Source organism: Corynebacterium yonathiae (genome assembly GCF_027570195.1).
GTDB lineage: Bacteria > Actinomycetota > Actinomycetes > Mycobacteriales > Mycobacteriaceae > Corynebacterium > Corynebacterium yonathiae.
On record NZ_JAKMUZ010000015.1, the window covers coordinates 1 to 23,711 of the forward strand.

General features: G+C 58.3%; 25 protein-coding genes. 11 read left to right on the forward strand and 14 right to left on the reverse strand.

Annotated elements, in window-relative coordinates; translation table 11 throughout:
• Positions 1 to 201 precede the first annotated feature (201 nt).
• From L8V22_RS08335 to L8V22_RS08345, 3 genes are read right to left on the reverse strand one after another with little or no spacing between them, the layout of a single operon-like run.
• Positions 202 to 1,173 carry a beta-carotene 15,15'-monooxygenase gene (locus L8V22_RS08335; protein ID WP_238801502.1) on the reverse strand — a complete coding sequence of 324 codons (972 nt, stop codon included), beginning with the start codon at positions 1,171 to 1,173 and terminating at the stop codon, positions 202 to 204.
• Positions 1,170 to 1,973 (reverse strand): AAA family ATPase, encoded by an 804-nt coding sequence (locus L8V22_RS08340; protein WP_238801503.1) that lies wholly within the window; start codon positions 1,971 to 1,973, stop codon positions 1,170 to 1,172. Before L8V22_RS08340 ends, L8V22_RS08335 begins: the two co-directional genes overlap by 4 nt.
• Complete coding sequence (locus L8V22_RS08345) at positions 1,970 to 2,344, reverse strand: GntR family transcriptional regulator (protein ID WP_238801504.1); 375 nt, start codon at positions 2,342 to 2,344, stop codon at positions 1,970 to 1,972. The genes L8V22_RS08340 and L8V22_RS08345 overlap by 4 nt, the downstream gene beginning before the upstream one ends.
• Positions 2,345 to 2,547: 203 nt before the next feature.
• Between L8V22_RS08345 and L8V22_RS08350 the strand changes: the two genes are divergently transcribed.
• The gene (locus L8V22_RS08350; RefSeq protein WP_238801505.1) at positions 2,548 to 3,645 is read left to right on the forward strand and encodes an NYN domain-containing protein; all 1,098 of its coding nucleotides are present in this window, start codon (positions 2,548 to 2,550) and stop codon (positions 3,643 to 3,645) included.
• Here the strand turns inward: L8V22_RS08350 and L8V22_RS08355 are convergent.
• Both L8V22_RS08355 and trxA read right to left on the reverse strand, forming a co-directional pair.
• Positions 3,642 to 4,379, reverse strand: coding sequence for a PspA/IM30 family protein (locus tag L8V22_RS08355; RefSeq protein WP_005325958.1), 738 nt, complete (start codon positions 4,377 to 4,379; stop codon positions 3,642 to 3,644). The two genes, L8V22_RS08350 and L8V22_RS08355, sit on opposite strands and share 4 nt — an antisense overlap.
• Before the next feature lie 84 nt (positions 4,380 to 4,463).
• Complete coding sequence (trxA, locus tag L8V22_RS08360) at positions 4,464 to 4,856, reverse strand: thioredoxin (RefSeq protein ID WP_420839987.1); 393 nt, start codon at positions 4,854 to 4,856, stop codon at positions 4,464 to 4,466.
• 92 nt (positions 4,857 to 4,948) lie between these two features.
• On the opposite strand from trxA, the gene L8V22_RS08365 reads away from it, so the two are divergent.
• From L8V22_RS08365 to L8V22_RS08380, 4 genes are read left to right on the forward strand one after another with little or no spacing between them, the layout of a single operon-like run.
• The gene (locus L8V22_RS08365) at positions 4,949 to 5,149 is read left to right on the forward strand and encodes a heavy-metal-associated domain-containing protein (RefSeq protein WP_269966461.1); all 201 of its coding nucleotides are present in this window, start codon (positions 4,949 to 4,951) and stop codon (positions 5,147 to 5,149) included.
• Between the two features lie 8 nt (positions 5,150 to 5,157).
• Entirely contained in the window at positions 5,158 to 7,311 is a 2,154-nt protein-coding gene (locus L8V22_RS08370; RefSeq protein ID WP_238801506.1) for a heavy metal translocating P-type ATPase, read from the forward strand.
• Between the two features lie 9 nt (positions 7,312 to 7,320).
• A complete protein-coding gene (locus L8V22_RS08375; RefSeq protein ID WP_238801507.1) occupies positions 7,321 to 8,622 on the forward strand; it encodes an MFS transporter in 1,302 nt (433 codons plus the stop codon).
• Entirely contained in the window at positions 8,612 to 9,115 is a 504-nt protein-coding gene (locus L8V22_RS08380) for a VanZ family protein (protein ID WP_420839981.1), read from the forward strand. The genes L8V22_RS08375 and L8V22_RS08380 overlap by 11 nt, the downstream gene beginning before the upstream one ends.
• Before the next feature lies 1 nt (position 9,116).
• Here L8V22_RS08380 and dnaB read toward each other — a convergent pair whose 3' ends face one another.
• From dnaB to L8V22_RS08420, 8 genes are all read right to left on the reverse strand, one after another.
• Positions 9,117 to 10,547 carry a replicative DNA helicase gene (dnaB, locus tag L8V22_RS08385; protein WP_023020131.1) on the reverse strand — a complete coding sequence of 477 codons (1,431 nt, stop codon included), beginning with the start codon at positions 10,545 to 10,547 and terminating at the stop codon, positions 9,117 to 9,119.
• Positions 10,548 to 11,014: 467 nt separating this feature from the next.
• On the reverse strand, positions 11,015 to 11,467 hold the full coding sequence (gene rplI, locus L8V22_RS08390; RefSeq protein ID WP_005325949.1) for a 50S ribosomal protein L9: 453 nt from the start codon (positions 11,465 to 11,467) through the stop codon (positions 11,015 to 11,017).
• 48 nt (positions 11,468 to 11,515) lie between these two features.
• Positions 11,516 to 12,064, reverse strand: coding sequence for a single-stranded DNA-binding protein (locus tag L8V22_RS08395; protein WP_238801508.1), 549 nt, complete (start codon positions 12,062 to 12,064; stop codon positions 11,516 to 11,518).
• 49 nt (positions 12,065 to 12,113) lie between these two features.
• The gene (gene rpsF, locus L8V22_RS08400; protein ID WP_023020134.1) at positions 12,114 to 12,404 is read right to left on the reverse strand and encodes a 30S ribosomal protein S6; all 291 of its coding nucleotides are present in this window, start codon (positions 12,402 to 12,404) and stop codon (positions 12,114 to 12,116) included.
• Positions 12,405 to 12,526: 122 nt separating this feature from the next.
• Positions 12,527 to 12,715, reverse strand: a complete 189-nt coding sequence (locus L8V22_RS08405; RefSeq protein ID WP_238801509.1) for a hypothetical protein — start codon at positions 12,713 to 12,715, stop codon at positions 12,527 to 12,529.
• A complete protein-coding gene (locus tag L8V22_RS08410; protein ID WP_255711830.1) occupies positions 12,712 to 14,064 on the reverse strand; it encodes a glycosyltransferase family 87 protein in 1,353 nt (450 codons plus the stop codon). The genes L8V22_RS08405 and L8V22_RS08410 overlap by 4 nt, the downstream gene beginning before the upstream one ends.
• Positions 14,065 to 14,115: 51 nt before the next feature.
• The gene (locus tag L8V22_RS08415) at positions 14,116 to 16,368 is read right to left on the reverse strand and encodes a transglycosylase domain-containing protein (RefSeq protein ID WP_269966462.1); all 2,253 of its coding nucleotides are present in this window, start codon (positions 16,366 to 16,368) and stop codon (positions 14,116 to 14,118) included.
• Between the two features lie 75 nt (positions 16,369 to 16,443).
• Positions 16,444 to 16,851 (reverse strand): DUF5318 family protein, encoded by a 408-nt coding sequence (locus L8V22_RS08420; protein ID WP_238801512.1) that lies wholly within the window; start codon positions 16,849 to 16,851, stop codon positions 16,444 to 16,446.
• 87 nt (positions 16,852 to 16,938) lie between these two features.
• Between L8V22_RS08420 and L8V22_RS08425 the strand changes: the two genes are divergently transcribed.
• The 6 genes from L8V22_RS08425 to L8V22_RS08450 all read left to right on the forward strand — a co-directional run bounded on the left by L8V22_RS08425 (position 16,939) and on the right by L8V22_RS08450 (position 22,747).
• A complete protein-coding gene (locus L8V22_RS08425) occupies positions 16,939 to 18,027 on the forward strand; it encodes an inositol-3-phosphate synthase (RefSeq protein WP_238801513.1) in 1,089 nt (362 codons plus the stop codon).
• Positions 18,028 to 18,080: 53 nt separating this feature from the next.
• Entirely contained in the window at positions 18,081 to 18,581 is a 501-nt protein-coding gene (locus L8V22_RS08430) for a MarR family winged helix-turn-helix transcriptional regulator (protein ID WP_238801514.1), read from the forward strand.
• An 87-nt stretch (positions 18,582 to 18,668) separates the two neighbouring features.
• On the forward strand, positions 18,669 to 19,640 hold the full coding sequence (locus L8V22_RS08435; RefSeq protein ID WP_238801515.1) for a universal stress protein: 972 nt from the start codon (positions 18,669 to 18,671) through the stop codon (positions 19,638 to 19,640).
• A gap of 9 nt (positions 19,641 to 19,649) precedes the next feature.
• Positions 19,650 to 20,132, forward strand: a complete 483-nt coding sequence (locus L8V22_RS08440; RefSeq protein ID WP_238801516.1) for a hypothetical protein — start codon at positions 19,650 to 19,652, stop codon at positions 20,130 to 20,132.
• A 12-nt stretch (positions 20,133 to 20,144) separates the two neighbouring features.
• Positions 20,145 to 22,004, forward strand: coding sequence for a chorismate-binding protein (locus tag L8V22_RS08445; RefSeq protein WP_238801517.1), 1,860 nt, complete (start codon positions 20,145 to 20,147; stop codon positions 22,002 to 22,004).
• Positions 22,001 to 22,747 (forward strand): aminotransferase class IV, encoded by a 747-nt coding sequence (locus tag L8V22_RS08450; RefSeq protein ID WP_238801518.1) that lies wholly within the window; start codon positions 22,001 to 22,003, stop codon positions 22,745 to 22,747. The genes L8V22_RS08445 and L8V22_RS08450 overlap by 4 nt, the downstream gene beginning before the upstream one ends.
• Here the strand turns inward: L8V22_RS08450 and trhO are convergent.
• A complete protein-coding gene (gene trhO / locus L8V22_RS08455) occupies positions 22,744 to 23,679 on the reverse strand; it encodes an oxygen-dependent tRNA uridine(34) hydroxylase TrhO (RefSeq protein ID WP_005326978.1) in 936 nt (311 codons plus the stop codon). The two genes, L8V22_RS08450 and trhO, sit on opposite strands and share 4 nt — an antisense overlap.
• Between the last annotated feature and the right edge of the window lie 32 nt (positions 23,680 to 23,711).

Sequence of the window (23,711 nt, forward strand, 5' to 3'; positions counted from 1 at the left end):
CACAACAACCACACACACTTTGGCATGTAGCTCGTTGTGAGCAAAAAGAATTTTGTTTTGTCAGGGCCTGTTTTCCTATCGCCGCTTCAGCCAGGAACTTTTCTGTTCCTGTGGGGCGCTGTCGGTCGCGCTGACTCGTATTAAGTTACACAGCGACTTAAACAAACACAAATCCCCAGGCCAACCCTTCTTTTAAGCGGTTTAATTTATGCCCATCCAAGCGCTCATTCCCCCTCGGTGCGCGTTCGCTCGGCGAATGTAGGCGGGGAACGTCAATGCCCAGGCCGCATAGAAGGCCACCGCCAAGAAAAGCTGGACAACCGCGGGAACCGCCACCTGAGTACACAGAAGGGCCATCCCGGCGATGAGCACCGCATAGAAGGCGAATAGGTGCCAATTCTTCTTTCCCAGAAATTCCAGACTGGCCACTACTGGGGCGCAGGTGGCACTAGGCAGCGCGACGGCCGCAACGAGTTCACCGTCTTTCGCTAGTACTGCGCTGAAGGTTAAGGCGACGACGACAGGGATCAGTCCGAGCACTGCAGTGTGGCGGGCCCAGACGGTACGGCTACCACCAAGCACCGTGTATCCACGAAGGGATACCCGCAAGCTTTGCAAAGCCGCAGCGAGCGCTACCGCTGTCAGTGCCCAACAGAAACTTCCTAGGAAGCCTAGGACTGGGATTTGATCCTCATACCTGTAGAGAGCAAGACCGATCGCAGGAGCCAGACACGCAGCACCCCACGCCTTGACCTGGGGGCGATAAATTGCTTGCCCAGCCAAGGTGCGGGGGAACCATCCAAATCCGTTTGAGGGTTGGGAACCGGTCGTGGTGTACCCGGCCCGTTTAGGAGTAGCCCTGCGGTACATGGCCCACGCCGCTGCGAGGGTATAAATGGGCAATGCCCACCACAACTGCACGGTAAGGGCGCCGATAGCTGACGCTAATGTACACAGGGCAACGAGAATGCGGCGATGCTCATTCCAGATTTTCGAGCCTAGGCCGACTAGCTGATACTTCTTAAAGTCTGGTGTCAGGGAAAGTATTAGCGACAAGGAAAAGATCACCGGGAGCACCTTCCACGTTTCCTGCGCCATGACGGGCATGACCAGCAAAGCGAAAAGGAAAAAAGACCAGCGCCACCAATCGCCTAGGTACCACAGGAGTTTCATGCTTTCTCCTCCAATGCCAGAACTGCGCGCTCCAAGGAGACCTCAGTGACGCGCAGACCGTAGTCCTGGGCCGTGCGGAAGATGGGGTCGGCGGCGGTAGAGCGGGCGTCGATAAGCACGCGGTCCCCCAAGCCTGTGGTTTCCCTACTAAGTACGCGGAGGTCGAGCTCTGTGACCGCTGCGGTGAGAGCCTCAGATGGGCCGGTGAGCTCAAGAATTCCCTCGATGAAGTCATCGATAGGACCGGAAATTGGGTTATCCCCCATCAGCGAAACGGTGTCGAGGAGACCTGCTACCTCATTGAGGTGATGGGTAGAGACGACAATTGTGCGGCCGTGCTCCTCGCGCAGCACCTGATAGAAAAGCTCCCGGCGCTGAGTATCGAGGCCCAGATAGGGCTCGTCGAGAAGCATGACCTCGCAGCCAGAAGCAACGGCGAAGATAAATCCCACCGCAGACTTTTGCCCGCGGGACAGGGCAGAATAGGCCTTGGCCGGCACGTCGAAGCGAACCAGCAGCTCATTGAAGCGCTCCTCATCCCAGCGCGACCAGCGCGCCTTACCAATAACGCCCAGCTTTCCGATGCCCCAGGAATCCGGCAGCGGGTTATCAATCCCCATCAAAATGACCCGGTTGAGAACCGACTGCTTGTCAAAGGGTTCCTCGCCGAAGACCGTAATACCGCCAGATTGGATTTGTCCGGCAATCTTGCGCAGGAGCGTGGTCTTGCCAATGCCATTGGGGCCAACTAAGCCGTGCGTGAGGCCATCAGCAAAAGTGAATTCTCGTGTTTTAATCATGAGTACATTCCTCGGCTTTCTGCAACGCGATCAAATAGGTCGTGGAGTTGGGCCCGGTTGTAACCTAAGCGAACGGCTTCGTCGACAAGCGGTGCCATGTATTCCGCCGCGAAATCGGCGCGGCGGCGCTCCCAGATCGTTTTCAGGGCGCCTTCTGCCACGAACATGCCGATGCCGCGGCGCTTATCCAGCACCCCGATATCCACCAACAGGCTTATGCCCTTGCGGGCAGTGGCTGGGTTGATGTTGTGAAAATCAGCAAGCTCGTTAGTGGAAGGAGCCCTGTCCCCTTCGCCCAAGGTGCCATCCACGATGGCGTCCTCCACCAGAGAAGCAATCTGACGGAAGAGTGGTTGCGTGGAATTATCCATTGACCCTCGGTTCGTTGGTTGGTTACTTGTGTAACCAACCATATCGGCAACACTCCACCCCTGCAATACTTCCGAAGAGAAAACTTTTTTGCTGCCACTGCGCTGGGATTTTGCCCAAGGTTATCGACGTTTTGTGACTAATGGGGCACACTGGAAACCACAAAGAATTTTATTTAGAACAATTAGAACGGAACTTAGGAGCCATGCTTGAACGCACACTCGTCTTTGTCGATACCTCTTACTTGCTCGCTAGCTTTTATAACTCGTGGGAAACGGGTGCCCGCGCACAGCTAGAAATCGATCTGCCCGAGGTGGTCAGCACCATGGGCGGGATGATCGAGAACCAACTTGGGACCCCAATCCAGCGCCAATACTGGTACGACGGCATTCCCGATACCGGCCCACACCGCTACCAGCGCGCCCTGCGCACCTGCGAAGGCGTGCAGCTGCGCACCGGTCAGCTCATCGAATGGGGTGAGCGCCGCACCCAAAAAGCCGTAGATACCCGCCTCGTAGCGGACATGGTCATCGCCGCTATGAAGGGACAATTCACCGACTTTGTCCTCGTCAGCGGCGATGCCGACATGATTCCCGGCGCACAAGCAGCCGTAGACAATGGCATCCGCGTACATCTTTATGGGTTTGGCTGGGACTCCATGTCCTCCGCACTGCGCCATGCCTGCGATTCCACCACCATCTTGGACCCTCGCGAGGACTTCGCAGACGCTATGGAATTGCAGGTCCTAGAAGGCCCGCTTCCTCCAGTGGTGCGCGAAAATGGGCATAAAGAGGCCGAGGAAATGCCCGAACCGGATGAATGCGGCGAGCCCTCAGAGGTGGAGGCAGCCTTTGGCGCCACAGAAAAGCCCACCCCGGCCCCGACGCCCAAGCCGGCTCCTCCCAAGGCGGATGCCGCAGAGGGTTCCCCCGCCGAGGAGGACTCTCCGGCGGAGAAGCCGGCGCCCAAGCCGTCCATGATGGCACCGCGGCGCAAGCTGCGCTCTAAGTATGTACCGCTGCCGGAAGAAGTATGGAGCTCGGCCGGCTTCCAATCCCCATTCGACGTGGGCCAGCAATACGCCTCGTGGTGGTTCGATAACGCTGCTAGCACCGAGCAGCGAGATCAGGCACATCTACTTTCAGGCGGCGGGCTCCCCCCAGAGATCGACCGCCCGCTGTTGCAGTTTGCCTGCGAAACCCTGCACGAATATACCCTGACCGAAACCCAGCGCGTGAACCTGCGCGATGGATTCCACTCAGGGATTCGTGGGGTTTTGATTAATGTTCGTCGGCAGAATTAATCGCCGGATTCGAGCTCTTTCTTCTTTTTAAGATCCGCCCGGATGGCATCAAGGCGCGCAGTCGCCTTCATGTCATTGCCGGCGGCTTGGATCTCATTAATGCGATCGCCGCCGGTGGCGTGCTGCAATTCTTGGGCGCCAAGGGCATCGGCGTAGCGCTTTTCAATCTTGGCACGCACAGAATCAAGAGTAGGTACGGAATCGTCCGGGTTGAGCTGATTCATGGAATCAATAGCCTGGGCGTTCTTTTCTTGCATAGCCGCCTGGTCCGCCTGGGCCTCCAGCTGGCTAACCTGCGCTAGTTGTTCCTTCAAGCGCGCCTCAGACTGCTGCTGCTGGCTCTTAGCCTGCGCGGCAGCCTGCTCTGCGGCGGCGTACTGCTGCTTGACGTCTTCCAGCTCCTGCTCCACTGCTACCAGCTGGGAGGCAACCACTTCCGCAGCCTGGTTATATTCGGAAGCTTTTTGCGGATCCTCCGCAGAATCCGCCAGCTCCAACGCACGCTGGGTTTGAGACTGGTAGTCCTGCTGAGACTTAACCAGGCGGTTCATCTGCATCTCCAGCTGGGACTTATGGCCGATGATTTCCGCTGCATGATCAGAAATCTGCTGGTGCTGCTCCTTGGCGGCCTGGACGGCCTGCTGGATCTGCACCTTCGGATCAGCGTTCTCATCAATCTTCTGATCGAAGGAACTCATCATGTACTTCCAGCCCTTGCTGAAGGGGTTAGCCATTATCTTCTCCTTTGGACATAAAAAGACGCTTTCTAGCGAGTTTAGCGATACTCACCAGAAAGCGCCCAGGAAGATAGGGGAAGTTTAGCCCTGTGCGTTCTGCTCTTCTACCTGGCGGCGAACCTCTGCCATATCGAGTTCCTTAACCTGCTTCAGCAGGTCCTCCAATGCCGCAGGGGGCAGCGCGCCAGCCTCACGGAATACCAAGATGCCATCGCGGAAGATCATCAGCGTTGGAATGGACTGAATCTCCAGTGCGGATGCAAGGCCCTGGTTAGCCTCGGTATCCAGCTTGGCAAAGGTAGCATCCGTGTGCTCTTCGGAGGCCTTTTCAAAAACCGGTGCAAAGCGCTTGCACGGTCCACACCAATCGGCCCAAGCGTCTACGAGCGTAATGCCCTCGCCGGTAACGGTTTCTTCAAAGTTTTCTTCGGTGACATCGATAGTAGCCATGGTTGTTCTAACTCCTTTGCGGATTGCTTTATTCCCCAACGTACATGAAATATCCTTGTCATATACCCCTGGGGGGTATAAAATCGGTACAGAAATCAACCACAGGAAGGAACATCATGAACACTAAGAACTACACCGTAGAGGGCATGACCTGCGGACATTGCGAGATGTCGGTAAAGGAGGAAGTCGGCGAGATTTCCGGCGTTAGTGAAGTCACTGCAGACCACACCACCGGCGCCGTCACGGTTACCGGAACTGATTTCACCGACGAGCAGGTAGCCGCCGCCGTAGCAGAGGCCGGCTACACCCTAAAGTAGGCGCCACCATGTCCCACTTGGACCTTGGCGTCACGGGCATGACGTGCACTTCCTGCTCCTCCCGCGTCGAGCGCAAGCTCAACAAGCTCGAGGGGGTAAGCGCCAGCGTCAACTTTGCCACCGAGGCAGCGGCCATCGAGTATGACTCCCAGGCGGTTAGTCCGCAGGAGCTCATTTCGGTGGTTGAGGGCGCAGGTTACGGTGCCTTCGATATGTCCGAGAAGAAGGCGGAGGAGCCCCAGCCCAAGAAGGACGGTGGCGACGCCTTGCTGCGCCGGACCATTGTCTCCGGCGCTCTATCGCTACCGCTCATGGTGGTGTCGATGTGGCCGGCTCTGCAATTTCAGAATTGGCAATGGGCCTGCGCCATCATCGCTACCATCGTCTACATTTTTGGTGGCGCGCCTTTCCACACAGCAACGTGGACAAACCTTAAGCATGGCTCTTTCACCATGGACACGCTTATCACTATGGGAACCACTGCGGCCTACTTCTGGTCGCTGTGGGCGCTGTTTTTCGGCAACGCGGGCGAGCCGGGCATGAAGATGCATATGACCCTAGACGCAAATGCAGCGCACATGGATCATATCTATTTTGAGTCCGTAGGCATGGTAATTACGTTCCTGCTGCTCGGCCGCTGGTTCGAGGCACGGGCCAAGGGCCAGTCTTCGGAGGCGCTGCGGGAGCTGCTCTCTCTAGGAGCTAAGGAAGCTTCGGTGCTAGACGCGGAGGGCGAGCACCGCGTGCCCATTGCAGAGCTGCAGGTAGGCGATGTCTTTGTAGTTCGCCCCGGAGAGAAGATCGCTACCGATGGCATCGTGGTCGCGGGCAACTCTGCCGTCGATACTTCTATGATTACCGGCGAGCCAGTCCCCGTTGAGGTCGGTACTGGCGATGCGGTCACTGGTGCGACCATCAACGCTTCGGGCCGCATTGAGGTGCGCGCGACCAAGGTCGGCGAGGACACTGTTCTCTCCCAGATGGCCCAATTGGTAACGGATGCCCAAACCTCCAAAGCTCCAGTGCAACGCCTCGTGGACCGTATCGCACAGGTCTTTGTCCCTGTGGTAATTGCGGTAGCCGCACTTACGCTGGTTGTTCATCTCTTCTTCGGTGGTGTGGCACCAGCCTTCATTGCCGCGGTCTCCGTCCTCATTGTGGCTTGCCCATGCGCTATGGGCTTGGCGACGCCCACCGCTATCCTCGTCGGCACCGGCCGCGGGGCTCAACTTGGGCTTGTCATTAAGGGCCCAGAGATTCTGGAATCTACCCGGCAAGTCGACACCATCGTCTTGGATAAAACCGGCACAGTCACGGCCGGAGAGATGTCTGTCACCGCCGTCCATGGTGACGTGCTCGAGCTGGCCGCGGCCGTGGAGCACAATTCCGAACACCCCATCGGCCGCGCTATCGCCCGGGAACGGTCGGTGAAACCAGCCACCGATTTCGCCGTAGTTTCAGGCGGCGTGGAAGGAACTGTGGAGGGGGCTCGGGTGGGCGTCGGCAAGCCGCAAGGCCCCTTGGGTGACTTAGAAGTACCATTCCGCGAGGCACAGGATTCCGGTGCCACGCCGGTAGTTGTCTCCGTGAACGGCCAACCTGCCGGATTCATTGAAGTCCGCGATGCCATCAAGCCCAGCTCGGCGGCGGCTGTGGCCCAAATGAAGGAGCTAGGCCTTACCCCTTACCTTCTGACCGGCGATAACGCTGGGGCCGCGCGCGCCGTGGCCGCCGAGGTGGGAATCGAGCACGTCAGAGCCGAGGTCCTCCCAGAAGACAAGGTAGATAGCATCGAGGAACTGCAAAGCTCCGGGCATACCGTGGCGATGGTAGGCGACGGCATTAACGACGCCGCCGCCCTTGCTCAGGCGGACCTTGGGCTTGCCATGGGCGCGGGTACCGACGTCGCCATTGAAGCCTCCGATATCACCCTGATGAATGGCGATCTACGCTGCGCCGCTGACGCCATTCGGCTTTCGCGCCACACCCTAGCAATTATCAAGGGCAACCTTTTCTGGGCCTTTGCGTATAACGTACTGCTTATCCCTGTTGCCGCACTGGGATGGCTCAACCCCCTGCTCGCCGGACTGGCTATGGCACTGAGCTCAGTATTTGTGGTTACCAACTCACTACGCTTGAAAGGTTTTTCTGTTCGGCGATAGGATTATCGCATGCTCAGCCGCACCGAACGTCTCGATCGCCTTCCCGTCACCTCTAAGCACAAGCGCCTACTCCTAGGTTCCGGCCTTGGATGGGCGCTTGATGCTATGGATGTCGGGTTAATCTCCTTCATCATGGCCGCCCTTGCCGTTCACTGGGATCTAGGTGCCAACCAGACCTCCTGGTTGGCCTCGGCAGGCTTCCTTGGCATGGCGCTCGGTGCAACCTTTGGCGGGTTGCTGGCAGATAAATTCGGCCGCCGCAATGTCTTTTCTCTCACCTTGCTTATCTACGGCTTGGCAACAGGGGCATCCGCGCTAGCTGGGGGACTAGCGGTTCTCATCTTCTTCCGATTCATCGTTGGGCTGGGCCTCGGAGCCGAGCTACCAGTTGCCTCCACACTCATATCCGAATTCGCGCCTCGGCGGGTCCGCGGAAGGATGGTAGTCATTCTCGAGGCATTCTGGGCATTGGGATGGATCCTTGCGGCTATCATCGGCACTTTCGTGGTGAGCACATCTGAATCCGGTTGGCGCTGGGCCCTGGCCCTAGGCATGCTGCCAGCCGCGTATTCAATCTATGTGCGCCGCGGTCTACCAGAATCTGTGCGCTTTCTTGAGTCCAAGGGCCGCCATGATGAGGCCGAAGCTATCGTTTCCAGTTTCGAAGCCGCGGCGGAAAATCGCCCGCTGGACGATGCCCTCCCAGACCCCACACCTTCCCCCGCAGCGTCTATCTGGAGTCCGCAGCTACGAAGGAGGACCGCAGCGCTGTGGACCATTTGGTTCTGTGTAAACCTCTCCTACTATGGCGCCTTCATCTGGATTCCCTCTCTGCTAGTAGCCGACGGTTTCTCCCTAGTGAAGTCGTTTAGTTTTACCCTCATTATCACCCTTGCCCAGCTTCCTGGCTACGCGGTGGCAGCTTGGCTCATCGAGCTCTGGGGCAGGCGGGTAACCCTCGCGGTATTCCTGCTCGGCTCGGCAGCAGCAGCCGGCCTATATGGAGCTGCAGCTACGGAAGCATTGATCATCCTTGCTGGTTGTCTGCTCTCCTTCTTCAACCTCGGCGCCTGGGGAGCCCTCTATGCCATCGGTCCGGAGCTGTATCCCACTTCATTGCGAGGGCGTGGTACGGGAGCGGCAGCAGGCTTCGGTAGGCTAGCATCTATTGCGGCGCCACTAATTGTCCCGCCACTGCTTGCTGTGGGTGGGACGACCTGGTTATTTATTGTATTCGCCGCCGCGTTTGCCATTGCGGCTGCCGCCGCCTTCAGTCTGCCCGAGCAGAAAGGAATAGCGCTTGCTCAGTAGGCTCTCCCTCGCCGCGTGGACGGCCGTTATGGTCGCATTGACCACGCTCAAGCCTTTCTACCAAATCGGCTATTTGTGGAAGCCGGAAAATCAGCGTGCGCGAGAACTGCGCTGGGTGCCGCTGGATGAATTCTCCGGCGGCAGCTGGTTTGGTCCGCTATTTGAGTACGCGGGAAACACAGCCTTCTTTATCCCGTTTGGAATGCTGGTGTTTAGTCTGTGCCGTTCCATTAAAACCACTGCGGCGTGGGGATTTGGCCTGAGCCTAGTGCTGGAGGTTTGCCAATATGCGTTTGCGCTTGGGCGAACGGATATTGATGACCTCATATTTAACACCGTGGGCGCACTCATCGGGGCTGTATTGGCACGCCTGTGCGGCGAACGTCTTTTCCCTGTGTGGCGCTGGTTAGCCCTTGCCGCGGCGGTGGTTTTCTTGGTATTGGTCATCCTCGGCCCACGTTTGGGCGATCCCAACGCGGTAGTGGACCTGTAATTTATCCGTGGGCCATATTGACGAACTTGGAGTAGTGCAGCTGGTGCGCCACTTGGACAGTGTCAATGGGGCCACCACGATGCTTGGCTAAGATAATATCCGCCTCACCGGCGCGCTCATTATCGCGATCCTGGGAGTCTGGGCGATACAGCAGCATGACCATATCGGCGTCCTGCTCCAAAGAGCCGGACTCACGCAGGTCAGCAAGCTGCGGCTTTTTGTCTGTACGCGCCTCGGGACCACGGTTCAACTGCGAAATCGCAATGAGAGGGACCTCAAGCTCCTTGGCCAGAAGCTTGAGCTGACGGGAGAACTCAGAGACCTCTTGCTGACGGGATTCGACCTTCTTGCCGGAAGACATCAGCTGTAGATAGTCCAAAACAATAAGATCCAGCCCGTGCTGCTGCTTTAGGCGGCGGGCTTTGGAGCGGATCTCCATCATGGTAAGGTTCGGCGAATCATCAATAAACAGCGGGGCATCTTGAACCCGGTTGAGAGTCTCATCTATCTTCGCCCAATCCTCAGTGGATACACGTCCACCGCGCATATCGGCCAACTTCACCTCTGATTCCGCCGAGAGTAGGCGCATAACAATCTCTGAGGCTGACATCTCGAGAGAGAAAATCACCGAAGACTTACCGTGCTGCAAAGAACAGGAACGCATGAAATCCATGGCTAGAGTCGATTTACCCACACCAGGGCGAGCGGCGACGATGACCATCTGCCCTGCATGCAAACCGTTAGTCAGCTTATCTAGATCAATGAACCCAGTTGGCACGCCCAGCTCCACGCCGCCGGCCTGTTGCAAAGCGGCCAGCTCATCAATGGTGGGGTCAATAAGGTCACCCAAGACTCGGTAGTCCTCTGCAGTTTTGCGCTGGGCGACGGCAAAGACTTCCTGCTGGGCGCGGTCCAGGACGGACTCGATCTCTGCGTCCTCAGTGCCAGAAAATCCAAGCTGTACTACGCGGGTACCGGCATCAACCAGCTTGCGCAACACGGCCTTCTCCGCCACGATTTCGGCGTAGTAGCGAGCGTTCGCTGCTGTGGGCACCGTGGCCAAGAGCGTGTGCAGGTACGGCGCACCGCCAACGCGCTCAAGGTTATTGAAGCGGTCCAGCTGGGAGGCCAAAATGACGGCATCGACGTCCTTGCCCTCGGAATAAAGATCCAGCATGGCACGGTAAATCAGCGTATGAGCCGGATAGTAGAAATCTTCTGGCTCCAGCTCTTCGATGACTTCCATTACCGTATGGGGGCTAAGCAGCATTGCGCCAAGAACACCTTGCTCCGCTTCTCGGTCTGCTGGTGGCTGGCGGAATTCTCCATAGCGCTTTGGCTCTTCCTGCTGAAAGCGACGGCGTGGGGCCGGTTCCTCCTCCGGCGGCGGCTCCGGTGGCAGGTGTTCATCGTCAAAACTGGCGTTGGTCATCTCTTCCCCCTTGTAGCTATTCGAGCGTGCGAGCCTGACGGAATTTCAGTTTAGTCTAGCTCCCAGACGCCACCCCCTGGGTATAACTTCCAGAGTTATCCACAGGCGGTTGTGGAAACTGCTGGTCGCTATAATCATCTCCCACATTTTCCCTGCACACACTTGTGGATAACTCAAAAACTTCGTGACCTGCATAAATTAAAATGCCTGCTCAGGGCACGTTTTAGAGGGTGTGAAAATAGGCACATCAATCGTGGATAAGGCCGCTGACCTGCGAGTTAATTATGCGACCTGCACGTAAACACGAAGTTAATGCGCGCCGGAGTTATCCACAGAATTCCACAGTTATCCACAAGGGGGTGAAAACGCGCTAGAGGCCTCAAGAACCTGCCACCTCACATAGCAGGAACTTGAGGCCTAAAGCGTTGCTGTTGTCTTTGGGTCTTTATGGACCGTCGTGCGCCTAGTTAGGCAGCAACGACCGAGAAGTTCACCTTGCCGATAACATCAGCGTGCAGCTTCAGCTCGACCTGGTAGTTGCCGGTCTTCTTGACCAGACCCTTAGGAAGCACAACGATGCGCTTATCCAGCTTGGGGCCACCGGCCTTGGAGACGGCGTTGACAATGTCTTCTGCTTGAACGGAACCGAAGAGCTTACCGGATTCGGAGGTCTTGACCTCTACCTTGACATCCGTTAGCTGCTCGAGCTGGTTGCGGACCTCACGTGCGTGATCCAGGTCGCGAATCTCGCGAGCTTCCTGGGCGCGCTTGATGCCCTCAATCTGCTTCTCTGCACCGCGGGTAGCCACGATGGCCAGGCCACGAGGAAGCAGGTAGTTACGTCCGTAGCCGTCCTTAACCTCAACAATTTCGCCAGCGGCGCCGAGGTTCTCAACGGCAGCGGTGAGGATCAGCTTCATGATCCCTGCCTTTCAATTGAGTTAGTTGAATAGTTGCGGGTGACAGACTTAGAACGGAGGTTCAGAATCAGCGCCTCCGAATCCACCGGCAGGTGGTGCGGAGTTCCACGGATCTTCAGAAGGAGCCTGGTTCTGCTGCGGCTGCTGTTGTTGCTGGCCGCCTCCAAAACCACCCTGATTATTGTTATTCGAGCGCTGCTGGCCGCCTCCAAAGTTATTGCCGCCCTCACGAGGGTTGCGGTTTACCTGAGCGGTGGCGTAACGCAGAGATGGGCCAACTTCGTCGACGTCAATCTCGAATACGGTGCGGTTATCGCCCTCACGGGTCTGGAAGGAACGCTGCTTCAAGCGGCCGGTCACGATGACGCGCATGCCCTTGGACATGGTCTCAGCGACGTTTTCCGCCGCCTGACGCCATACGTTGCAGGTCAGGAACATAGCTTCGCCGTCTTCCCACTGATTCGTCTGCGAGTTATAGCGACGAGGGGTGGAGGCGACGCGGAAGTTAGCTACTGCCGCACCCGCTGGGGTGAAGCGCAGCTCGGGGTCAGCAACGATGTTGCCCACCACCGTAATATTGGTATCTCCCTGTGCCATGTCTTTACTCCTTATCGGTTACGTGGATTGTGCTTGATCCCAGTATCCGCTACTTGCTGTCGGTGCGCAGAACCTTGGTACGCAGGATGGTGTCGTTCAGGTTCAGACGGCGGTCGAGCTCGGCAACCGAAGTGTGCTCGCACTCCAGGTTGACGACGGCATAAATGCCCTCTTCCTTCTTGTTGATGGGGTATGCAAGACGACGCTTGCCCCATACATCAAGGTTCTCAACCTTGCCGCCATCCTGGCGGACGATTTCGAGGAACTTATCCAGGGACGGGGTTACGGTGCGCTCATCCTGATTAGGATCCAGAATGATCATGACTTCGTAGTGACGCACGGACCTCATCACCTCCTATGGTCTAGTAGTTTTCGGCTGCATCACCTTTGCGGATGCAGCAGGAGGGTACGTTGCGTCAAGCAACCCCACTACAGTACCGCAAGTGACCGGCGAAGAGAAATCTAACCAGTGGTGGTTGCGGCGAAAAACACAGCCGCCGTAGCCGGAATGATAGTCAGGAAAAGGATGGCCAGAATCCCCAAGGTAATGGGACCGCGCCGATCCTCGCGGTTATGAAAGAGCCAAAAAGCTCCCATTACGCAGAGAAAGCCCAAGAAGATGGAGGCCATCCCGATATATGTAACGATCATGCGAATGCTCCTGCCAGTGGGTCACGGCCGCCGTGCGCATCGCGCACCTTGTCCGTGGTCTTACCGCACATCTGGCGAATGATGAGGACGGCCATGGTGATAATGAGGACGTCGCGGGCGATAATAGCGAGGTCAAGCAGCTCATGCGGAATGCCCTTATTATCCGTGCCCAACATGTGCCACATGAGTAGGGGCCATACAAGGGCGTCGACAAGCGCCCAGCTAAAGACCAAACGCCAGCGCGGTAGGGCAAGTGCTGCGGGGACTACTAGCCACAGCGAATACTGCGGCGACCACACCTTATTGACCAATAAAAAGGCAGCCACGATGAGGTAGACCAGCTCTGCCATGCGCGGCGTCCGCGCGCTGCGCAGACCTAGCACCGCAATCGCTGCGCAAAGAGCCAAAAACGCCACCAAACTGAAGGTATTGAGAAAATCTGTGCTAAAACTTATGCCAGTATTGCGGCTGAGCACCGAATAGATGGTGGTCCACTCCGCACCGCGCTCTTGGTTGAGACGGAAAAATTCGCGCCACGCATCCGGGTATTTCATTGCCACCGGCACGTTGACCGCAATCCAAGCAACGGCCGCGCCAAGTAAGGTTTGGAAAAATTGCGGCCAGCGGCGATTGCGCACCGCCAAGACGAGGAATGCCCCCAAGAGGTAGAGCGGCCACAGCTTGAAGGAGGTGCCAAGGCCGATAAGGACACCCGCTAGCACCGGCCGCTTGCGCGCGGCGGCCAGAAGCGCGCCCACGGCGAAGGCGATGGAGGGGATATCCCAGTTGCTAAAGGCGTGGATAATAATAAGGGGGCTGGCCGCTACCAGGATGGTGTCCCACGTGCGGTTGCCCACCAACAGGTAGACCATATAAAGCACGCCTACCCAGATGCAGGACATGACCAAGGCGGTCAGGCCGAAATACCATCCAGCCTCAGGAATGCCGGCCGACTCCACGAGCGAATAGGTATTGCGGGCAATCCACCCCATCAATCCTTGGAATAAGCCTGCGAGGACCGGGTATTCCATATAACGAGTCAGGTCACCCTCCTGCCATGAAAAGGCATAGGGAAAGCCACCTTCATCTAAACCACGGCCTCCGTAGAGCGGGATGATGTCGTTATAACAAAAAGAGGTGTATTGGCGGTTGCCCGCCCAATTTAGGCTAATGCTCCCGTCATCACCGCGGGTACCGCCGGCACAATTGGCTTTGGAAAGGAATCCGCAAGCCAGAAATACCCACCCGACGGCGATGATGGCGCGCAGCGGGGTCCACCATTGAGTACGCCGAACACCGGCAAAACGGCCCATTGGCCCGCCGAGGAATTCAATTACCCCGCGGGCCATAGGTTCTGAAGAGGCGGGAATGCGCTGGTGCGGATTCACTATCACTGCCGCCTACCCTAGAAGGTCTGCTAGGTCACCATCGGGGCCGATGAGGTCATCCAACGACGGGGTCTCGGGCTGGGCCGGTGCCTTATTGCCGTTTCCGCTGTTGCCGCTGTTGCCATTATTGCCGTTATTACCGCGCTGCGGGTTCGGGGCTGGCTTCGGGCTCTCTGGCTTCTTCTCTGGCTGAGCCGGCTTGGTCTCCTCCTCCGGAGCCGCTTCCTCAGCCGGGGTCTCATAGTACTGCGTATCTCCAGTACCGCTATCCCAGCTTGGGTCGTAGGCCGGGGCGGCCGTTCCGGCGCCCGTATTGCCGAAGCCTATTGGGTAGGCGGCCGGGAAGTTCTGGAACTCGGAGTTGGCCAGGGAGTTATCCAGTACGGCCTTCCAAATCTTGGTCGGCGCGCCGGCGCCGTACATGATGCCGCCGTATTGATCGAAGATGGCGGAGGTATTATCCGCGGTACCTACCCACACGGCGGTAGCCAACTGCGGGGTGGCACCAACCATCCAGGCATCCTTGTTATTGCCGGTATCGCCCATCTGGGTGGTACCAGTCTTAGCGGCAGAAACGCGGCCACCGGCAAGGGCACCATTGGACCAGGCAGCCACTGGCTCCATAGCTTCAATGACGTTATTGGCCACATTGGACGATACGCGGCGCTCGCCTTCATCTTCAGGGTGCTCGTACAGCACGTCGCCGGCGGCGTTTTCTACGCGCTGTACAAAGTGCGGGTTATGCCACACGCCCTGGTTAGCCAGAGTGGACATCGCGGTAGCCATATCGAGCGGGCGGGACTGGTACTGGCCCAGGGCGATGCCCTCGAATGGCTGCTTGCCCTTTTCCGTCAGCGTCTTTTCAATGCCCGGCAGGGACTTAGCCACGCCAAGGGCGTGCGCCATATCGGCGGTGTCCTGCGTGCCGTGCTTGAGGTCCGCCTGCAGGCGGAGGAAGGAGGTATTCAGTGACTGCTTGGTAGCCTCGCGCAGGTTGCACACGCCGCAGCCACCGCCCACGTTATTAACAACGTCAGAGCCCGGCAGCTGGTACGGGGCAGAAGAGTAATTGGTATCTAGGCTAATACCCTGCTGCAACGCGGCAGCAAGGGTCATGATCTTGAAGGTAGAACCGGTCTGTAGCGGGGAGTTGGCGTAGTCCCAGCCATTGGAATCGTGGCCACCGAAGTACCCACGGACCGCACCGGTCTTCGGGTCGATGGTGACGGAAGCCGCACGAGCATCGTCCTGCAGCGGAGCCATCTGGTCATCGACTGCCTGGATGGTGTTGTTCTGCACATTCATATCGATGGTGGTGGTGATGCGCAGACCGCCGGTGGACACCTCATTTTCGGTGATGCCTACCTTTTCCAACTCGCGGATGACCTGATCCTTGATGTGGCCATTAGCGCCTGGGGCCTCAGTATAAGCGGAGTACTCAGCTGGGTCACGGGTCTCTGGGAAGACCATGCCATCGCGCTGTTCCTGGGTGAGGTCACCCATGTCCACAAGGCCATCGAGGACGTAATTCCACCGATCCTCGGAGCCCTCCTGATTCACACGCGGGTCAAGGCCGGACGGGGACTGAATAAGGCCGGCGAGCATGGCGCCTTCCTCCGGCGAGAGGTCCTTGGCGTCCTTATCAAAGTAGGCGTTGGAGGCTGCCTGAATGCCATAAGCATTGCGGCCGAAGTAGACGGTGTTGAGGTAGGCGTTAAGAATGTCCTTCTTATCCCACTCATTGGTCATCTTCACCGAGTAAATGAGCTCGCGAAGCTTTCGCACGTAGGAGTATTCGTTTCCTACCAGCGTGTTCTTTACATACTGCTGGGTGATGGTGGAACCGCCACCAGCATCTTCGTTACCCGTTACCTTACCCACCACGGCGCGGCCAAGGCCGGTAAAGGAGAAACCAGAGTTATCCCAAAAATCGCGGTCCTCCGCGGCAAGCACGGAGTCCTGCACGTAGTCCGGGATTTCATCCAGCTTCACGTGGGTACGGTTGCCTTCCGGCGGCACCAAGCGGGCGAGCTGGGTCTGGTTATCGCCTGCATAGATGGTAGAGACCTGGTTATTTGCTAGGTCCTTCGGCTCCGGAACGGAGTATTGCGAGTATGCGTAGGCAAAAAGTCCTGCGGGCAGTGCCACAAAGACCAGAAGGAAGGCCAAAACGACCCACGGCCAAATGCGGTGCTTCTTCTTCGCCTGCTTTTTGCTGGGGCGCGCCACCTTAGTGGACTTGCCGGTAGATTCCTTTTCGGTCACTGATTCGTGTCCTCATTCATCCCTGATCACAAACTAAATAATTGCAGCTTACTGCCTAAGGCGGTGCGCCGGAAACTAACACGCGTTAAATGCAGTAGCAGAACGCAACAAATGGTTCCATCGGCACTGGCGGCATACCTCTACCTCGTGCACCGTAAACTCCAAGCCCTCGGCCACGAACTCCGCTATTTCTTTGTCACTGCGGGCGCTCCCCGCGCGGCGGCCGAGATTTTCGCCATAGACCCAGCGTGTGAGCCGCAAAGGCTCGCCGCAGACGGGGCATTCCTTGTCCATTGTGCGCCCGTGGTGCTCGGCTGCGGCACGCAGCAAAAAATCGGCATCGCACACATCCTCCCGGGTGAGCTGCCCGGCGCGAAATTCGCGGAGATGGTGGGCGCGCTCCCACTCGTGGGAGAGCACATGCTTATAGGCAATAGAACTCACCCGGCTTATCCTAATTACCTCTTCTTGATCGATCCACATGGTGTTATGCCACCGTAGGGCATAATTTTTGGCTTACTCTTACGCAGTCACTGACAGCCACAACTCATGGAGTTAAAGGAGTAGACCGTGTCCGAAAAAGTAAAGGTCGCCATCGTGGGCGTCGGCAACTGCGCCACGTCCCTTATTGAGGGCGTGGAGTTTTATCGCAACGCCGCGGCCGATGCAGACATTCCCGGATTGATGCATACCCAGTTTGGCCCGTACCACGTAGGCGATTTGGAATTCGTCGCCGCTTTTGACGTGGATGCGGACAAGGTGGGCAAGGACCTTGCGGAGGCCACGCGCAGCTCCCGCAATTGCACCATCTCCATTACGGAAGTCCCGGAGCTGGGCGTTACCGTGCAGCGCGGGCCTACCCTGGATGGCTTGGGGCGTTACTACCAAGAATCCATCGCGGAATCAGAAGCCCCGCTTGCCGACGTCCCCGCTATACTCCGCGAATCCGGCGCCGATGTCGTAGTTTCCTACCTGCCGGTGGGCTCTGAGGAAGCCGATAAGTTCTACGCCCAAGCGGCCATCGATGCCGGTTGCGCCTTTGTCAACGCCCTTCCGGTCTTTATTGCCTCTGATCCGGAATGGGCGAAAAAATTCGAGGACGCCGGCCTGCCCATCGTGGGCGATGATATTAAGTCTCAGGTGGGCGCCACCATTACCCACCGCGTCATGGCGAAGCTCTTCGAAGACCGCGGCGTGCGCTTGGAGCGCACCATGCAGCTCAATGTGGGCGGCAACATGGACTTTAAAAATATGCTCGAACGCGAGCGCCTCGAATCCAAGAAGATTTCCAAGACCCAGGCCGTAACCTCGAATCTGCACAACTCCCCCATCGCCGGCAAGCGCGAGGACCGCAATGTACACATCGGCCCCTCCGATTACGTGGAATGGCTCGATGATCGCAAGTGGGCCTATGTCCGCTTAGAAGGCTCCGCCTTCGGCGAAGTACCGCTGAACTTGGAATACAAGCTGGAGGTCTGGGACTCCCCTAACTCTGCGGGCATCATCATCGATGCGGTGCGCGCCGCCAAGATTGCTCTCGACCGCGGGGTTGCCGGCCCAGTGCTTCCCGCCTCGTCCTACCTGATGAAGTCCCCACCGGTCCAAAAGGCCGATGACGTGGCACGCGCAGAGCTAGAAGATTTTATTGCCGGAAGCTAATTTTTAGCCACCGAACTACCGCGCAGGGAAAACGAGCTATACAATCGTTTTCTATGACGCAGCAACATGAGGAGAAGGACCTCACTCAATCCCCGTCTACATACGAGGATGCTGTCGAGGTCGCGCGTTCAATCCAACCGGCGCTCAATAAGCTCATCCTTATTTTCCAGCGCACGGCGGAGGGCTCTTCTTTGACCACCTCCCAGGTCTCCATCATGAACCAGCTGCGTATGCGCGGCCCATCCCGCGTCTCCACCATCGCGCAGGCAGAGCTTATCCGCATGCCCACCGCCTCCAATGCGCTCTATCAGCTAGAGCGCCGCGGCTACGTGGAACGCCACCGCGATGAAGAAGACCGCCGCGGCGTCCTAGTAGCACTGACGCAATTGGGCGAATCCGAACTCGCCATCGTCTCGCAACAGCGCGCCTCGGCCTTGGCTGAGATCATGCGGTGGCTAGAGCCGAAGGATTTGGACACCGCTAACGAGGTTGCCACCGTCATCTCCAAGCTGGCTGATGTCTATCGCCCCACAATGAACGGCGAACAGCACTAGTTTCGCCCGCAGTGATTTCATTTTTCTTGGGCTTAACGTGATAATTGAGAGAAGCGAAAACCGTAATCTCTCACTAGTTCGTACAGTATGGTAACTGAATCTTCCGATGGGCATTTCCCAGCCTTGAACAAGGGCTCGGCCGATAAACCTCTTCGCATTCTCATTTCTTGGAGTCCTTCCTCCTCCGGCACCGAGGCACTGGACTGCGCCGCGTGGCTTTCCCGTACCGCCGATACCCAAGTGCGAGTCATTTCTACTGTGTTCCAGCCGTGGACTACTACGTCCCTTAGCAAGCTCGGTGGAAAATATAAAAAATGGTTTAAAGGACAACAGGAGGCCTGTGCCGCCGCTACCCGTGCCGCCCTCGATAAGGCCGGCGTGCCGCGTAGCTGCTGGGATGAGAAACCCTCCCTATTGGTCGACGGCCCTTCGCGCCCCCAGCTACTGACGGAAATGGCCAAGAAATTCGAGGCAGACCTCATCATTTTGGGGCCTAACCAGGCCGCACCCAAGGGGCGTTTCTTCGCCGGCTCTACGGCCGATACCTTGCTGCATTATTCTCCTCAGCCGTTGGGCTTGGTGCCTCGCAAGGTAAAGCTGTCCAAGCACGGTGTCACCCGCTTTAACTTCGCCATCACCGAACGCAGCCCGCGCGAGGATCATGAGATGCTCGCCGCGGCCGAGCTGGCCAATCGCTGGAACCTGCCGCTGCGCCTGCTGGCCTTTTCGGCAAAGGGACTGCTCAATACCCCTTCTAAGGATAAGCACGATATGGCGCTCGAGCTGGCGGCGGAATGGCTCGAGGATTCCCTTGCCATGCTGGACCGCGCCCGCGATTGCATTCAGGAGAAATTCCCCGAGCTGGATGTCACCTCTGAAATTGGGTCCGGCGCGGGCTGGGGCGGTGCGGTAGATTCGCTCAAGTGGAAAAAGGGCGATCTCATGCTTATGGCCTCCACCCCGCAAGGCCCCATCGCCCGCGTATTCTTGGGCTCTACTGCTACAGAGCTACTGCCACATATTCGGGTGCCCATCTTGGTCCACCCATCCTGCGGTTAAGATTGGGGCATGAGCCTGCGACCCGAGCATCCCGAAAACGATCTCACTTCTGATGCGGACTACGCCAATCTGCGCCGCCCGGAACCGCGGAGCTTTGATGAGCTGGCCGATGAGCCAGATCCCTTGGAGGTTGCCGCTGCCAACCGCCGCTCCACCCGGCAGGCCGTCTGGTACATGCTCGGCGTCCTTGTTTTGTCGGCGCTTTATGGTTTTGCGGTAGCTCTCATCACTAGGCTTGCCGGGGGTCCCTTATGCGAGGATGGCAGCGCCACGTGGCTCTGCACCGATGGACAACGTACCTTCTTTAGCCTTACTACCCCGATCATCCCCTTCTGCGGCATGATTGGCTGCGCCATCATCATGGTGCGCAAGCTACACCGCTATCTGCGCTGGCGCAGTTGGATGGCCATTTTCTGGGTGATGGCCTGCAATTTCATGCTGTGGACCATCACCGATATCCAGCTATTTCTCATGGACTCGGCTGCCGCATAGAACCCCCTCCCTATGATCCTCCTGCTTGATAACTACGATTCTTATACCTTCAACCTGGCTCACCTCATTGCAGAGGTAGACGGCCGCCACCCACTCGTTATTGCTGCCGGCGAGGCAGAAGGTCTGGCCGAGCGCGTGCGTGCTGGCGAATTTTCTCACGTGGTCATCTCTCCTGGGCCAGGAACGCCTGAACGGGAGGAGGACTTCGGCACTGCCCGAGCCATCATCGCTGCCGCAGCAGCGGCCAAGATACCGGTGCTGGGCGTATGCCTTGGCCACCAAGGGCTGGGCCTGTTGGCCGGCGCCCAGGTGTCTCGCGCGCCGCAACCGCGCCACGGTTTTGTCTCCACCCTTAGCCACTCGGGCAAGGGGATCTTTGCCGGAATTCCGCAAAACTTCGAGGTAGTGCGCTACCACTCGCTGCACCTAGAAGAGGCACCCGGATTCACTGTTCATGCGCGCAGCGAGGATGGCATCATTCAAGCGCTCAAGGTCGATGGTTTGCCGCACTGGGGCGTGCAATTCCACCCGGAGTCGGTGCTCACCCAGCACGGCCGGGATATTATGCGCAACTTCCTGGGTGGGTTCCGCCTGCTCCACCGCGAGGTGCCCGGCGCGGTGGACTGCCCGCGGGTCTTTGCCACCCTGCGCGCCGAGGGAGAAGATGCTTTCTTCCTCGACTCCGCGGATCCGCGCGGGCGCTACTCCATCCTCGGCGATACTGCTGGCGCGTTGAGTCGCTCTTTCCGCTATCGGCTTGGTGACGCCCCCGATATCCTCACCCTCCTCGATCGCGAGCTCGCCACCCGTATCATCGATGCACCGGACCTCCCCTTTAGCGGCGGGCTTATCGGCTACCTGGGCTATGAGTGCGCCCAATTGACCCTGCCCATTGAGCTCAGCCACCGCTCCCCTTACCCAGATGCTTATTTTGTGCGGCCGCAGTCCTTTATCGTCTATGACCACCAGCAAGAAACCGCGCATCTGTGCTGCCTGGCTGGCGACGGCGCTGATCACCTGCTTGACCGCTTAGAAGCCGCCTTGGAAGCAGATGGGCCACAGGACGCCGGGGAGGGCAGCGGGGCGTCGCTAAGCGCGGGCTCCTGGCACAGCCCCGGCTACCTGGAGCGGATTAAGCGCGCCCAAGGGTTCCTACACGCCGGCGAGAGCTACGAGATCTGCCTAACCGATACCTACTCGGCCGCGGCCGAGGGGGAGCTCTATTCCCAACTGCGCTCGCACAATCCCGCCCCCTATGCCGCGCACCTCGTCTTCGACGGCGTGGAAGTCTGCAGCGCCTCGCCTGAGCGCTTCCTCACCGTGCGCGGCCGGGAGGTGGAGGCCAAACCAATTAAGGGCACTATCTCCGCCGACCAAGATCCCGCGTTGCTGACCACGGACCCGAAAACACGCGCCGAAAACCTCATGATCGTCGACCTGCTGCGCAATGACCTTTCCCGGGTATGCGAGCCCGGAAGTGTGCGCGTACCGAAGTTGATGCAGGTAGAAAGCTATGCCACGGTTCATCAATTGGTATCCACCATTACCGGACAGCTGCGCGCCAATGCCACTGCGGTCGATGCCCTCCGCGCTGCCTTTCCTCCCGGCTCGATGACGGGTGCGCCGAAGCTGCGCACCTGCGAAATCATCGATCAGCTCGAGACCGGCCCTCGCGGGGTCTACTCCGGCGTGGTGGGCTATCTAGGCTTCGATGGGCAAGCCGACCTCAGCGTTGTCATCCGCACGGCCGTACGCGCGGACGGTGAGGTCACTATCGGGGCCGGCGGGGCCATCGTTTTGGATTCGGAACCCGCCGCCGAGCTAGAAGAGCGCAACCTCAAGGCGCAGTCCGTGTTGAGGGCATGGCAATGAACACCCATCTCTGGCACGAAGGCAGCTTTATTCCCGGCCAACCCCATCCCGGCCCCTTTGACGTTGCGGATTCTTGGCGGATGCTTGGCGACACCTACTCAAACGCCCTTCGCCTTCACCTCCAGCGCTTCGAGTCGGTGGCGGGGCCGCTTCCCGCCGGGTTCGTGCCCGCGATGCGGCAGCGCTTCGCCCCTGGCGATCTTTTTCCCCGCATCTCGCTAACCGCCGGAGAACTGCGCCTTGATATTCGCCCTGCTCCCCCAGCGCGCCCAGTCACCCGGCTAACCTATGCGCTGGCACCCGACCCGCGCTCACAACCTTTAGTCAAGGGCCCCGATTTCCCAGCGCTGGCACACTACCGCACCAAATACCAGGTAGACGGCACCGATGACACCGCCATCGTGGATTCCTCCGGTGCCATGGTGGAGACCACCACCGGCGCGCTCGTCGCCTGGGACGGGGAGACTCTTGTCCTCCCCACCGGGACTGCGCTGCCCAGCATCACGCTGCACCAGGTCACCCGGCGCGCCGCGGCCCTAGGCATACGGACCGAAACACGCCCGCTCACCCTGGAGCTCGCCGCCGAATGCCCCGTGTGGTTCCTCAACTCGCTGCACGGCATCAGCCCGGTGACCGAACTACACACACCTACCGGCATCATCTATCCGCCCGGCAACCCGCACACCGCCACGTGGCAACAGTGGTGGTGGAGCTGCTTCCACAAGGAAACGGCGCGCGATTAGCTCTCCTGCTTGGCTAGCTGCGCTGCTACCTCGGCGCAATCTGGCCGGCCGCAGTGCTGCGTTTCTACATGCTGGATGCAGTCATCACAGATGAGCACCTGCTGGCGGCAGGTATCTTCATTGATGCAGTTGTGGAAGGTATTCGTGCCTTTGCCACAGTGCACGCAATGGCCCAGCTGGATAAAACCTGGGTCCTGGAGCCCTTGGCCAAACTCATGGTGCATGCGCTTATCAAAGACGTACATTGAGCCTTCCCACAGGCCATCATTGCCGTACTTTTCGCCATAGCGCACGATGCCGCCATCAATCTGGTAGACCTCTTTGAAACCACGATTCTTCATCAACGAAGACAGGATCTCGCAGCGAATACCGCCGGTGCAATAGGACACCACCGGCTTATCTTTCATCCAGTCGTACTTGCCGGACTCAATTTCCTCGATGAAGTCATGCGTGGTTTTCACATCGGGCACGACGGCATTTTTAAACTTGCCAATCTCTGCCTCCATGGCGTTGCGTCCATCAAAGAAGACGACTTCCTCGCCACGTTCTTCTACCAGCTTATTGACTTCTTCTGGTTTGAGGTGCACACCGCCACCGACGACACCATTTTCATCCACCTTCAGCTCACCCGGCGCGCCAAAGGCCACAATTTCATCGCGCACCTTGACCGAAAGGCGTGGGAAGTCATCCGCTCCGCCCTCGGACCACTTGAACTGCATGCGCTTAAAGCCTGGGTATTCCTTGGTCTGGCGAACGTAGCGCTTGCAGGCTTCCATATCGCCGCCAACGGTGCCGTTGATGCCATGCTCGGAGATGAGGATGCGCCCCTTGAGCCCCAGGGACTCGCACAGGGTGCGCTGCCACAGCATGATTGCAGTGGGATCTTCGATGGGGGTAAAGCAGTAATACAGGAGAACTTTGCCAATAGTCACGCCCCAATCTTAGGCCTGCAGCAGGATAGATC

Coding starts and splice junctions, on each gene's coding strand:
- L8V22_RS08335 (WP_238801502.1), bottom strand. CDS start 1,173: ATGAAACTCCTGTGGTACCTAGGCGATTGGTGGCGCTGGTCTTTTTTC.
- L8V22_RS08340 (WP_238801503.1), bottom strand. CDS start 1,973: ATGATTAAAACACGAGAATTCACTTTTGCTGATGGCCTCACGCACGGC.
- L8V22_RS08345 (WP_238801504.1), bottom strand. CDS start 2,344: ATGGATAATTCCACGCAACCACTCTTCCGTCAGATTGCTTCTCTGGTG.
- L8V22_RS08350 (WP_238801505.1), top strand. CDS start 2,548: ATGCTTGAACGCACACTCGTCTTTGTCGATACCTCTTACTTGCTCGCT.
- L8V22_RS08355 (WP_005325958.1), bottom strand. CDS start 4,379: ATGGCTAACCCCTTCAGCAAGGGCTGGAAGTACATGATGAGTTCCTTC.
- L8V22_RS08365 (WP_269966461.1), top strand. CDS start 4,949: ATGAACACTAAGAACTACACCGTAGAGGGCATGACCTGCGGACATTGC.
- L8V22_RS08370 (WP_238801506.1), top strand. CDS start 5,158: ATGTCCCACTTGGACCTTGGCGTCACGGGCATGACGTGCACTTCCTGC.
- L8V22_RS08375 (WP_238801507.1), top strand. CDS start 7,321: ATGCTCAGCCGCACCGAACGTCTCGATCGCCTTCCCGTCACCTCTAAG.
- dnaB (WP_023020131.1), bottom strand. CDS start 10,547: ATGACCAACGCCAGTTTTGACGATGAACACCTGCCACCGGAGCCGCCG.
- rplI (WP_005325949.1), bottom strand. CDS start 11,467: ATGAAGCTGATCCTCACCGCTGCCGTTGAGAACCTCGGCGCCGCTGGC.
- L8V22_RS08395 (WP_238801508.1), bottom strand. CDS start 12,064: ATGGCACAGGGAGATACCAATATTACGGTGGTGGGCAACATCGTTGCT.
- L8V22_RS08405 (WP_238801509.1), bottom strand. CDS start 12,715: ATGATCGTTACATATATCGGGATGGCCTCCATCTTCTTGGGCTTTCTC.
- L8V22_RS08410 (WP_255711830.1), bottom strand. CDS start 14,064: ATGGCCCGCGGGGTAATTGAATTCCTCGGCGGGCCAATGGGCCGTTTT.
- L8V22_RS08420 (WP_238801512.1), bottom strand. CDS start 16,851: ATGTGGATCGATCAAGAAGAGGTAATTAGGATAAGCCGGGTGAGTTCT.
- L8V22_RS08430 (WP_238801514.1), top strand. CDS start 18,081: ATGACGCAGCAACATGAGGAGAAGGACCTCACTCAATCCCCGTCTACA.
- L8V22_RS08435 (WP_238801515.1), top strand. CDS start 18,669: ATGGTAACTGAATCTTCCGATGGGCATTTCCCAGCCTTGAACAAGGGC.
- L8V22_RS08440 (WP_238801516.1), top strand. CDS start 19,650: ATGAGCCTGCGACCCGAGCATCCCGAAAACGATCTCACTTCTGATGCG.
- L8V22_RS08445 (WP_238801517.1), top strand. CDS start 20,145: ATGATCCTCCTGCTTGATAACTACGATTCTTATACCTTCAACCTGGCT.
- L8V22_RS08450 (WP_238801518.1), top strand. CDS start 22,001: ATGAACACCCATCTCTGGCACGAAGGCAGCTTTATTCCCGGCCAACCC.